The 12,043-nt window shown below is 62.0% G+C and carries 8 protein-coding genes; 3 read left to right on the top strand and 5 right to left on the bottom strand.

Annotated features, from left to right (window positions below; translation table 11 throughout):
- Positions 1-158 precede the first annotated feature (158 nt).
- The gene (locus tag J3P88_RS16080) at positions 159-1,496 is read left to right on the top strand and encodes a cation:proton antiporter (protein WP_434570163.1); all 1,338 of its coding nucleotides are present in this window, start codon (positions 159-161) and stop codon (positions 1,494-1,496) included.
- A gap of 147 nt (positions 1,497-1,643) precedes the next feature.
- Here J3P88_RS16080 and J3P88_RS16075 read toward each other — a convergent pair whose 3' ends face one another.
- Positions 1,644-2,180, bottom strand: coding sequence for a hypothetical protein (locus J3P88_RS16075; RefSeq protein ID WP_411384714.1), 537 nt, complete (start codon positions 2,178-2,180; stop codon positions 1,644-1,646).
- A gap of 154 nt (positions 2,181-2,334) precedes the next feature.
- Between J3P88_RS16075 and J3P88_RS16070 the strand changes: the two genes are divergently transcribed.
- On the top strand, positions 2,335-2,565 hold the full coding sequence (locus tag J3P88_RS16070; protein ID WP_186706776.1) for a hypothetical protein: 231 nt from the start codon (positions 2,335-2,337) through the stop codon (positions 2,563-2,565).
- A gap of 131 nt (positions 2,566-2,696) precedes the next feature.
- On the opposite strand, the gene J3P88_RS16065 is transcribed toward J3P88_RS16070, so the two are convergent.
- The 3 genes from J3P88_RS16065 to J3P88_RS16055 form a co-directional block, all read right to left on the bottom strand.
- Complete coding sequence (locus J3P88_RS16065) at positions 2,697-4,625, bottom strand: PAS domain S-box protein (protein WP_434570161.1); 1,929 nt, start codon at positions 4,623-4,625, stop codon at positions 2,697-2,699.
- Between the two features lie 192 nt (positions 4,626-4,817).
- Positions 4,818-7,160 (bottom strand): ATP-dependent DNA helicase, encoded by a 2,343-nt coding sequence (locus J3P88_RS16060; protein ID WP_434570159.1) that lies wholly within the window; start codon positions 7,158-7,160, stop codon positions 4,818-4,820.
- The gene (locus J3P88_RS16055; RefSeq protein ID WP_434570157.1) at positions 7,157-8,917 is read right to left on the bottom strand and encodes a VRR-NUC domain-containing protein; all 1,761 of its coding nucleotides are present in this window, start codon (positions 8,915-8,917) and stop codon (positions 7,157-7,159) included. Before J3P88_RS16055 ends, J3P88_RS16060 begins: the two co-directional genes overlap by 4 nt.
- A 223-nt stretch (positions 8,918-9,140) precedes the next feature.
- On the opposite strand from J3P88_RS16055, the gene J3P88_RS16050 reads away from it, so the two are divergent.
- Positions 9,141-9,365: a YgdI/YgdR family lipoprotein gene (locus tag J3P88_RS16050; RefSeq protein ID WP_186706770.1), complete on the top strand. Its 225-nt coding sequence runs from the start codon at positions 9,141-9,143 to the stop codon at positions 9,363-9,365.
- A 795-nt stretch (positions 9,366-10,160) separates the two neighbouring features.
- Here J3P88_RS16050 and J3P88_RS16045 read toward each other — a convergent pair.
- Positions 10,161-12,014: a polyurethane esterase gene (locus J3P88_RS16045; protein WP_434570154.1), complete on the bottom strand. Its 1,854-nt coding sequence runs from the start codon at positions 12,012-12,014 to the stop codon at positions 10,161-10,163.
- Between the last annotated feature and the right edge of the window lie 29 nt (positions 12,015-12,043).

Below are 12,043 nucleotides of genomic sequence, written 5' to 3'. Positions count from 1 at the left end.
AACCACCCAGTTGTAGATGTCGAGAGCGCTGTTGTGGCGAGGGAGCTTGCTCCCGCTGGGTCGCGAAGCGACCCCAATGCCGCGAGCGCTTCGCACTCGAGCGGGAGCAAGCTCCCTCGCCACGGGTTAGTCGGCACCGGGTTATCCAAGGAGCAACGATGACGTTCACAGTATGGGTAGCGGTGCTCGGTGCGGTGTTGCTGACCCTGGCCCTGACGGCCTCTTATCTGCGCTGGATGCCGGTCACCACCTCGGCGATGTGCCTGGTGCTGGGCGTTGCCATCGGGCCGCTGGGGTTGGGCGTGCTGAGGCTGGACATCAGCGACTCGTCGGTGTGGATGGAACACCTCACGGAAGTCGCGGTGGTGTTTTCGCTGTTCGTCAGCGGCCTCAAGTTGCGCCTGCCCCTCAACGACCGGACCTGGCGCGTGGCCTATGGGCTGGCCGGGCCGGTGATGATCCTGTGCATCGCCGGCCTGTGCCTGGCGCTGCACTATCTGTTGGGCCTGAGCTGGGGCGTGTCGATGCTGATCGGCGCGATGCTGGCGCCCACCGACCCGGTATTGGCGGCGTTGGTGCAGGTCAACGACGCCCGGGATGACGATCGGGTGCGGTTCGGCCTGTCGGGCGAAGCGGGACTGAACGACGGCACGGCGTTTCCCTTCGTGATCCTCGGCCTGTTGATGCTGCGTGAAGACGGCAGCGGTTTTCTCGGTGAATGGCTGCTGCGCAACGTCCTGTGGGCCGTGCCGGCCGGTCTGCTGGTCGGCTACTGGATGGGCCGTGGCATCGGCAAGTTGACCTTGTCGATGCGCATCAGGAATGCCGACAGCACCTTGTCGCCCAACGACTATCTGGCCCTGGCGCTGATTGCCCTGGCTTACGTCGTGGCCGAGTGGATCCAGGGCTACGGTTTTCTCTCGGTGTTCGCCGCCGGGCTGGGACTGCGTCAGGCCGAGGTCAAATCCACCGATGAAACGGCACCGCCGGCGGAGCACCTGGTGCAACCGGTGGTGGGCCACGAAACCGTCGATCCCCAGCAAGCCGTCGCAGGCGATACCGAGTCGCTGGACGATGGTCAACTGGCCGCCGGGGTCATGATGAGCGACATGCTGGCGTTCGGCAGTCTGGTGGAACGCTCGATGGAGGTGTTCCTGGTGACGTTGCTGGGGGTTGTGCTGGCCAGCCATTGGGAGTGGCGGGCCTTGGCGATCGGCGCCCTGTTGTTCGTCGTGATTCGCCCGTTGAGTGTGTTGGTGATTCCTTGGCGGCGATTGCTCGACGGACCGCAACGGCTGCTGATCGGCTGGTTTGGCATTCGCGGGATCGGCAGCCTGTTTTATCTGTTTTTCGCCTTGAACCATGACCTGCCGCCAGACGTGGCGCAACTGTGCATCAACCTCACCCTGTCGGTGGTGGCCTTGAGCATTTTGATTCATGGGGTCACGACCCAGCCGACCCTGGCATGGTACGAGCGCCGCAAGCATCCGCGTTGAGCCACTGTGGCAGGAGATGAACGCTGTTGTGGCGAGGGAGCTTGCTCCCGCTGGGCTGCGCAGCGGCCCCAAGCTTTGCGGTCGCTGCGCAACCGAGCGGGAGCAAGCTCCCTCGCCACACTGATGCCCGACTTCAAAGGGTGTGTTTCAACCGCCTGGATCACTTACTTGGATATAAACCGAATACGCCCCCAGCAACACCCAGAACGTGGCGAAGATCCACGGTGTACGCAGCGAGAACAGCAATGACTTGCGGTACCCCTTGTGGGTCGATTCCCGTTCGCTGAACAAGGGCGATTCGTCATAGGCCAGGCCCATCAGGGGCTCGGCGCGCAATAGTTCGCTCTGCTTGAAATGCCAATGATCGATGATCTCGTAGGCCGCCTTGATGCCCGGCCAGGCGTTGAGCGAACTCAGGAACCCCAGCAAGGCCAGGAATGGCGGCACGATCAGCGTGAACAACTTGCCCCACTCCGGGTTCAGGTTGGCCATGCACGAGGCGAAGGCGATCACCAGGAAGGACTGGGCGGCCAGGTAAGCATCGGTTCGGTTGGCCAGGATGCTGGTTTCGTATTGGATCTCCCGGCGGTAGAAATCCAGCCGCTCCTTGGGCGAGCCGAACAGTTTGGCGTTGTGTTCCGTCAGTTCTTCTTCGGGGGTTGGCCCGGTGAGTATTCTGGGCATTGCGCAGGCTGTGCCTCGGTGATGATTCGGACTCATTAGAAGAACCCGGCGCGCGGCAAGTTCAAGCCAATGGACCACAGGTGCGGCGAAATCCGAGGAAACGCTGCGCAACGGCAAAGGTCTCTAGTGGCGTAAGGGCAAGAGGACGGTTTGCGTGGATTATCTTGGATGGGTGCAATGGCCAGCGATGCTCGTGACGGTGCTGGCCGCCTGGCTGATCGGCTCACGCCAACCCCGACGTCGGGTGGCTGGCTTCAGTTGTTTTATCGCGAGCAATATTTTGTGGGTGATTTGGGGTTTGCATACGGATGCGTATGCGCTGATCGTGTTGCAGTTTTGCCTGTGTGCGATGAATTTGCGTGGGTTCAAGAAAAACACTGAATAGGCGAAGGCGGCTGCTCTTGTGGCGAGGGAGCTTGCTCCCGCTCGGGCGCGTAGCGCTCGCCTGCTTTTGGGGCCGCTTCGCAGCCCAGCGGGAGCAAGCTCCCTCGCCACTGGAGACGAATACCTTCCTGGCTATTTCATCGTCTGCCCAATGATCTGCATCAAATCGATCTGCTTGAACGGCTTGATCAACCGAGGCAGTTGCGCGGCGAAACCTTCCAGGCGTTCGGCATAACCGGTGGCCAGGATGATAGGCAGGGTCGGTTGGCGGTCGCGCAACAATTTCGCCAACTGCGCGCCGTCCATCTGCGGCATGGCCATGTCGGTGATCACCAGGTCGATGTCCAGGTTGCGCTCATACAGTTCCAGCGCCTGGGCCCCCGACGGCGCGCAAAGGACTCGGTGCCCCAGGTCTTCGATCAACAGGCGCGTGCTGGTCAGCACCAGGCTGTCATCGTCGACCACCAACACTTTCAATTCATGGACCGGCGGTGCCGCGTCCTCGATCGCCGCTTTACCAGGGGCCGAATCGCCGGCCACTGGCAACCACAGTTCGGCGGTGGTCCCGACACCTTTCTGGCTCTTGAGCGTCAGGCGGCCACCCAACTGTTCCGCCAAGCCATGCACCATCGACAAGCCGAGGCCGGTGCCCTTGCCGACGCCCTTGGTGGTGAAGAACGGATCCACGGCCGAAGCCAGCGTGGCTTCATCCATGCCCTCGCCCTCATCGGTTATCGTCAGGCAAATGTAGCGCCCGGGGGCCATCGGCTTGTCCGGCGCGGCATCAGCCCCTTGCCGTTCATCGGCGGCGATGATGATCTGGCCGCCATGGGGCATGGCGTCCCGGGCATTGGTCGCCAGGTTGAGAATCGCCAGTTCCAATTGGTTGACATCCGCCAGCACCGGCGACAGCGCCTCGTCGAAACGGGTCTGGATGTGGATCGACGGGCCCAGGGAGCTTTGCAGCAATCCGCTGATGCCCTGCACCAGGGCCGACAGTTCGACCGATTCGTAGGTCAGTTTCTGCCGACGGGCAAACGCCAGCATGCGTTGGGTCAGCGAAACCCCGCGCAGCGCGCCCTGGGTCGCGTTTTCCAGCAATTGGGTGAGTTTCGGCTCGCTGGGCATGCGCTTGCGGACGATTTCCAGATTGCCAAGGATCACCGTCAACAGGTTATTGAAATCATGGGCAATGCCTCCGGTGAGCTGGCCGATGGCTTGCAGTTTCTGGGATTGAAACAACGCCTCGCGGGCCTGTTCAAGGGCCTGCTGGGCCTGGGTGGCATCGGTGATGTCGCGGGTGATCTTGGCAAAGCCCAGCAACGTGCCGGTGTCGCTGCGAATCGCATCGATGACCACGTGGGCCATGAAGCGCGTGCCATCCTTGCGCATCCGCCAGCCTTTTTTCTCGAAGCGTCCTTCGCTGGCAGCGATGCTCAACGCCCGCTGTGGCTCGCCGGCGTCGCGATCCTCGGGGGTGTAGAACATCGAGAAGTGCCGGCCGATGGCTTCCACCGGCAGATAGCCCTTGATCCGCTGTGCCCCCTGGTTCCAGTTGGTGACCTGGCCTTCCGGGTCGAGCATGTAGATGGCGTAATCGGTGACGCTTTGCACCAGCAGGCGAAACTGCTGCTCGCTTTGCTTGAGGATTTCCTCGGCCATCTTGCGGTCGGTCAGGTCGCGAGTGATCTTGGCGAAGCCGAGCAAGGCGCCGCTCTGGCTGTCGATGATCGGATCGATCACCACATGGGACCAGAACAGCGTGCCGTCCTTGCGCACCCGCCAACCCTCGCCTTCGAAACGTCCCTCGCGCACAGCCGTGTCCAGCGCCCGTTGTGGCAGGCCGGCGGCGCGGTCCGGGTCGGTGTAGAACCGGGAGAAATGCTGGCCAAGGATCTCGGCTTCCTCATAGCCCTTGAAACGCCTGGCACCGGAGTTCCAGCTGGTGATGATGCCCGAAGGGTCGGTCATGTAGATGGCATAGTCGACTACCGCGTCGATGAGCAAGCGAAAACGCTGTTCCTCGTTGATGAGCGGGGTCTTTGGGTCATTCTCGAGCATCTGGCCGGGGCATCCGTGTGGATTTTTTGCGGATTATGGAACAAGTCTGGCGTTAGGAAAAACTATTGAGCCTAGGAGGTGAAGGGGCCGCTACGCAGCCCGGCGGGAGCAAGCTCCCTCGCCACGGGATCCAGGCCGTCTTAAGTGAACAGCGTTGCCTGTGGGAGCGGGCTTGCTCGCGAAAGCGGTGGGTCAGTCTACATTGACGCCAAATGCACCGACGCCTTCGCGAGCAAGCCCGCTCCCACAGGGGAATTTGTGTGTTTCCGGGGTGACCGACCACCAGCGCGGCAACAGTTGCTGCACCCTGGCCTCGCCAAACCGATCGTCGATCAGCATCACTACCCCGCGATCCTGCTGGGTACGGATGACCCGGCCGGCCGCCTGTACGACTTTTTGCAGCCCCGGATACAAATAAGTGTAGTCATAGCCGTCGCCAAAAATCGCCGCCATGCGCTGTTTCATCTGCTCATTGACCGGGTTGAACTGCGCCAGCCCCAAAGTGGCAATGAAGGCGCCGATCAGGCGTGAGCCCGGCAAGTCGATGCCCTCCCCGAACGCCCCGCCCAGCACCGCAAAACCAATGCCCTGGCTGTGCTCCATGAAACGCTCGAGAAACGCCTGCCGAGGGGCTTCGCCCATGCCCCGCGATTGCGTCCAGAGGTCAATCCGTGGGTATCGCTCGGCAAACAGCCCGGCCACTTGCTGCAAGTAATCGAAGCTGCTGAAAAAAGCCAGGTAGTTGCCCGGGCGCTCGCTGAACTGGCGGGCCATCAACGTGACGATCGGCTCCAGGGATGCCTGGCGATGGGCAAAACGGGTGGAAATACGGCTGACAACCTGTACGTCCAACTGCTCGGCCTTGAACGGCGACTCCACGTCGATCCACACCGTGTCGCCTGGCGTCCCCAGCAAATCCGCGTAGTAATGCCGAGGGCTCAGGGTCGCCGAGAACAGCACGGTGCTGCGGGCCGCCGTCAGCCTGGGCCGCAGGAACGCCGCCGGCACCACATTGCGCAGGCACAGCGTCGACAGGCTGCGCTGGCGGCCGAGCTCACGCTTGTGGATGTCGAACAGGAAGTGCTCGTCGAAGGTTTCTGCCACCCGGCCGAACTGCAAGGCGTCGAAGTAAAACGCCTGCAGTGCGCTGTCCAGGCCCTGGGGATGATCGTTGAGGTAATCGCCAATGGCGGTGGTACAGGTGGCCAAGGCCTGGAGCAGTTTTTCCGGAAGTTTTTCATAGGCCTGGTAGGCCGCCACCTGGGGCGCATGCAAAGCGTTCCACTGGCGATTGACCCGTTCCAGGGATTTCTTCAGCGCTTCGGGGGCAGTCTTGCGCACACCGCTCAGCGTGGCCTGGTCGAGGGTCGCGCTGTACATCTGCCGTCCGCGCTCCACCAGGTTATGGGCCTCGTCCACCAGGGTCGCGACGGTCCAGTTATTGGCCTGGGCCAGGCCAAAGAGCAAGGCACTGAAGTCGAAGTAATAGTTGTAGTCGGCGACCACCACGTCGGTCCAAAGGGCCATTTCCTGGCTGAGGTAATACGGGCATACCTCGTGGGCCAGGGCAATCTCGCGCAACGCCGCCTGATCGAGCATGGCGACCCGACTCGCCGCTGCCCGGGCGCCCGGCAGGCGGTCATAAAACCCGCGGGCCAGCGGGCAGGATTCGCCATGGCAGGCTTTGTCCGGGTGTTCGCAGGCTTTGTCCCGGGCGATCATTTCCAGCACCCGCAACGGCATCGACGGCGCGCTGTCGGTGATCACGCGCGCCGCGTCCAGGGCCAGCTTGCGTCCCGGGGTTTTCGCCGTGAGGAAGTAGACCTTGTCCAATTGCTGCGGCGCCAGGGCCTTGAGCATCGGGAACAAGGTGCCAACGGTCTTGCCGATGCCGGTGGGCGCCTGGGCCATCAGGCAGCGGCCGGTGCTGACCGCCTTGAATACCGATTCGGCCAAGTGCCGTTGCCCCGGCCTGAAACCCGCATGGGGAAATACCAGCGCCTGGGCGCCGAGGTTACGCGCCTGTCGATGGGCGATTTCCTGCTCGGCCCAGGCCAGGAACGCCGCGCATTGTTCCTCGAAAAAGGCTTGCAGCTGTGGTGCCTCGAAGCGTTGCGCGAAGCGGGTTTCCTTTTCGCTGACGATGTCGAAATACACCAGGGCCACGTCGATGTGCGGCAACTGCAGCTTCTGGCACATCAGCCAGCCATAGATTTTTGCCTGGGCCCAATGCAACTGGCGGTGGTTAGCCGGCTGTTTGCTCAGGTCGCCCCGGTAGGTCTTCACTTCTTCAAGGCACTGGTGGGCCGGGTCATAGCCGTCGGCCCGGCCTTTGACTTTCAGTGTCTGGTAATGACCTTCGAGGGCCACTTCAGCCTGATACCCCTCGCTGCGCCGCGAGGCCACGGTGCGATGGCCGGCGATGCCCTCCAGGGCGGTCGGCGAGGGTGTGAAGCGCAGGTCAAGGTCGCCCACCTTGGCGGTGAACTCACATAGCGCCCGCACGGCGATGCTGTAACTGGGTGCCGGGATCATGCGGCCCCATCGCGAGCGAGCTCGCTCCCACAGGAGATTTGGGGTGGTTGCTCAGTTCCATAGGGGGCCTGGGATGGTTCGCCCTTTGTGGGAGCGAGCTCGCTCGCGACAGCGGGCTCCGCCCATTGCACATAACAGACAGCGACGGGCATCTGGTGCTCATGACAGAACTCCAGCCAGCGCAGTTGGTTGTCTTGCAGGCGATCGCCGGGGCCTTTGACTTCGATCATGCGGTAGGTCTTGAGCTGCGGCCAGAACTGAATCAGGTCCGGCATACCGGCGCGGTTGGCCTTGATGTCCAGCAGCAGGCGCTGGAACCAGTGCTTGAGATGTTCGGCCGGCAGGCAATCGAGGGCCTGTTCCAGCAACGGTTCGGACAACGCGCCCCAGAACACGAACGGCGATTGCACGCCCCACTTTTCGGCGTAACGGCGGCCGATGGTCTGTCGATAGCGACCGTCGTCCAACTCCGCCAGGCAGACCGCGAACAACTCGGCGCGACGGGCATGGAAGTCCTCGTTGAGCAGATCGACCGGCCCGCGCTGGAACGGATGGAAAAACGCGCCCGGCAACGGCGCGAAGATCGCCGGCCAGCACAACAGGCCGAACAGCGAATTGATCAGGCTGTTCTCGACGTAATGCACCGGTGCGGTTTCGTCATGCAGATGGGCCTGGGCGTGGTATTCCACCGACAAGCCTGGGTCGACGCGAGGCAGATGCAGGTCCAGGCGTTCCACTTCCCGGGCGATTGTCCGTGGCACTGGCGGGCCGCCCAGCTTGCGCCGCAGGCGAGGCACGATCCGCAGCAAGGCCTGGGTTTCGGCGGCGCTTTGCGGTGCCTGCGCCGCCGCCTCACCCAGTTCAAGGGCCAAGGCGTATTCGCCCATGCGCTCCAGCACCCGGACCATCCGCAGCCGCGCGCCTGGGTAAGTGCAATCGCGATAGATGCACAAGGCCAAGGCAAAATCGCCGATGCGCTCGCCGTGCTGGCCGATCTGGAACAACAACTTGCCCCGGCGCCGTTCCAGCCACGGATTATCCAGGGACAGTTCGTTGATCTGGGCGACGATCTCTTCCATGGGCTCGCCGGCTTCGAAGCGCAGTTGGCAGTCGTGCAGGAACAGGCAGGCATCGACGTCTTCGCGGCTGCGCAAGCCCCGTGACTCGGTGCTGAGTTCGACGGTTTCGTAGGTGAAGATGCCCAGGTCCGCCAGGACGAATTCCGACCAGTCCTGGTAAAGATTGCCAAAGAACATCAAGCGCAGCCTGTCGCACAGGTCCATGATCGTCAGGCTGTACAGCCGATCATCGAGCTGCGGACACCAGGCACGGAACGGCTGAGGTGGGCTGGAGTGATCCTCCAGGGCCTGGAGCCATTCGGTCTTTTTACCCTTGGGGTGCTCGATCAGGTGGCCCAGGCACTGGAGGATTTCCGCCTTGAGCAACACCTCGAACAGTTCGACGAGCCCGACCGGGGCCTGTTCCTCGACCCAACCCAGCGCCAGCAATGGCTCGACGGCGACGCCAATGTCGCCGACTTCCGGGTAGTTGAGCTTGTTATGACGGAACCGTAACCCTTTGCGCATCACCATCCGCACCAGCAAGCCTTGGGAGGCACGGGGTAACGCCGCGAAATCGTCGATGAAGCGCTGCTCTGCGCTGCTGAGCACATCGGCATAACGCTGGGTCAACCACGCCAGCACTTGCTGGAAGTTGTTCAGGTAGTAAAACGGATCGTCGAGAGAACGGGCTGCCACGGAAAGAAACGCCAAGGATGTCGAGGTACTGGTTATGCATACAGATAGCAGCTGTAAACCAGCCAGGCAACCGCAAAAGATGAACGGTCTCCTATATTTAAGGTGAAATCCTTCAGCTAGCGATGAACTTTCCTACGGTAAGCGAGACCAATGGCGGTTGACTAAGATGATGGCGCGGTCGAATCAGCTGCTCCGTGTCCTTTGGATTTGAGAGGTTATGGTTATGAACATGAAGTTTGTGGGCCTGCCCCTGGTTGCCGTGGCATTTATGGCGCTGGCTGGCTGCGCGTCGCCCACGGTGGTGACTTTGCAGAACGGTACCCAATATTTGACCAAGGACACCCCCAACACCCGCACCGTCGATGGTTTCTATGAGTTCGAGGATATTTCCGGCAGACAAGTCCGGGTCCGCGCCGATGATGTGGCCACCATTCGCAAGGAAGACTGATTCCAGTGATTCGCCTGGTAGGCCGCCATCGCGAGCAGGCTCGCTCCCACAGGTCTGGTGGTGACCACAAATGCTGCATCCACCCATAAGCCACTGTGGGAGCGGGCTTGCTCGCGAAGGGGCCTGTACATCCAACATCACCGTCAACTGACACACCGCTTTCGCGAGCAAGCCCGCTCCCACAAGACGAGCCGCTGGTGAACACAAATCCTGCATACCCCCGCCCCCCTGTGGGAGCGAGCCTGCTCGCGAAGGGGCCTGTACATCCAACATCACCGTCAACTGACCCACCGCCTTTGCGAGCAGGCTCGCTCCCACAGGTCTGGTGGTGACCACAAATGCTGCATCCACCCATAATCCACTGTGGGAGCGGGCTTGCTCGCGAAGGGGCCTGTACATCCAACATCACCGTCAACTGACACACCGCTTTCGCGAGCAAGCCCGCTCCCACAAGACGAGCCGCTGGTGAACACAAATCCTGCATACCCCCGCCCCCCTGTGGGAGCGAGCCTGCTCGCGAAGGGGCCTGTACATCCAACATCACCGTCAACTGACCCACCGCTTTTGCGAGCAGGCTCGCTCCCACAGGTCTGGTGGTGACCACAAATGCTGCATACACCCATAATCCACTGTGGGAGCGGGCTTGCTCGCGAAGGGGCCTGTACATCCGACATCACCGTCAACTGACACACCGCTTTCGCGAGCAAGCCCGCTCCCACAAAGGGCCGCAGTGAACACAAACCTCATGACCACCCAAAATCACCTGTGGGAGCGAGCCTGCTCGCGATAGCGGTATCAAGCGAACACGATCCCGTCGCCACCAACCTGACCGAGACCAACCCCCACCAGGGTCACGGAACTATCACCGACCTTGAGCAGCGTGTCATTGCCCACCTGTGACAGGTACTCGCTGTCGTCATGACCTGTCCCGGCGCCCGGTACACCGAGGAACACCAGTTTGTCCCCTGCCTCATACCCCGTGATCCGGTCCTGGCCGAACGAGCCGTTGAACAGGAAGGTGTCACCGCCACCGCCCGCTTGCATCAGGTCATTGCCCGCACCGCCGACAAAGGTGTCGTGACCCGCGCCACCTACCAGCACGTCGTTGCCGTCCAGGCCAAACAGCCAGTCCCCCTTCGCACCCGCCACCAGGGTGTCGTTGGCCGCGCTGCCCTTGACCGATGACGCATACGCCGTCAGGTTGGCGCCGGCCACCAAGCCGTTGGCGGTGACGCCGTGGCTCACCTCATCCTTGAGCAGCCCCCAGAACAATCCGGACTCTTTACTGACCAAGGTGCCGATGTCGCGGGTGACGCTGATCCCGCCATGGGCATCGCGCATGTACAGCGTCCCGGCGCCGTCATGGGCGAAACTGAAATCCTTCACCGACTGCTGCAACTGCAGACTGTTGCTGCCCTGCCCGCCCTCGATCACGTTGTAGCCACCGCCATCGCGAAAGGTGTCGTTGCCGGCGCGACCTTCCAGGTAGTCGTTGCCCTGGCCGCCCTGGATCAGGTCGTTGTTATCGCTGCCGATGATGAACGTGCTGCCGGTGTGGATTTCAGCGTTGCGGTTGAGGTCCTGCACCCAGGTGTTGGCGCGCGCAGGGTCCGACAGGTTGGCGACAATGAGGGTGGAGTCTTTTTCGGTGAGGTCGTAGAACGCCGAGTTCATGATCCGGCCCAGGCCATCGCTGTAGCCGCTGGGCAGGTGGGAAACCCAGGTGGGGATGTTGAGGATGGAAAACGGCAACACGTTCCAGGCCGCCGAAGCGTAGTGGTCATTGAAACTGACGATGTTGTTGGTGGCGGATTCCTGTTGCCCATCGTGCACACCCACCGAGGCGAGGTTGAACGTCGAGCCGTCCAGGGCGCGGAACACCGGATCGTTCTCGTAGCCGATGTTCAAGACCTTGTCGGTACTGCTCTGGGTCGGCGAGGCGTAGGCGATGTAATTGGCATCGGCATAGAAGCCTGACCATTGCTGGGTGCTCAAGTCCGCCAGGCTGTTGACCGCCAGCCCACCCAGGCTGTGGCCGCTGACCAGCACGTCCGCGCCCGTGAGCCCATGGGCCTGGGCAAACTTCGCGACGTCCTCCAGCAGGCTGCCAAAGGCTTCGCCGGCGTAGTTTTTCGCATAATCCTTGGGGCCCAGCGCGGCCATCAGGTCGTTGATCACGTCGCCAATGGAATCGCCAATCAGGTTTTCCCGAGGGCCACTGGTGCCGCGAAACGACACGCCGATTTCCTGCAACTGCCCCGTTGCGTCGTACTTGCCAAGGATCTCGACCTGCGCGGTGGTGTAGCCGGCCTTTTCGCCAAAGAACGTCCCGCGAGCATCCACCTTGCCGGCGTAGCCCAGTTGCTCGGCGCTGATGGGTGTCCAACCGGCTTTCTGAACGGCTTCCAGGGCGAGTTTTTCCGAATCGGGATTCCACGGCACGCCGGGAATCACCCCTTGGGAATCAGCGCCCCCCAATAGCGCGGTGACCAGGGTCGCCGGCAGGCCTGCACCGAAGCCGTTGTGCTGGTACCCGGCGGCAAAGCCGTGGTCGAGGTTGTGGTAGGAATACAGCATGATCGCCATTGCGTCGCTGACCAGTGCCTTGGATTCGGTAGTGCCGAAGTTCTTGTAGTCGTAGATACCCATGGTGGTTGCTCTCTTTTTGTTGTTGGAAT

The organism is Pseudomonas sp. Z3-6 (genome assembly GCF_051131985.1).
GTDB classification, from domain to species: domain Bacteria; phylum Pseudomonadota; class Gammaproteobacteria; order Pseudomonadales; family Pseudomonadaceae; genus Aquipseudomonas; species Aquipseudomonas zanjanensis.
This window is presented reverse-complemented; position numbering and strand designations above follow the sequence as displayed.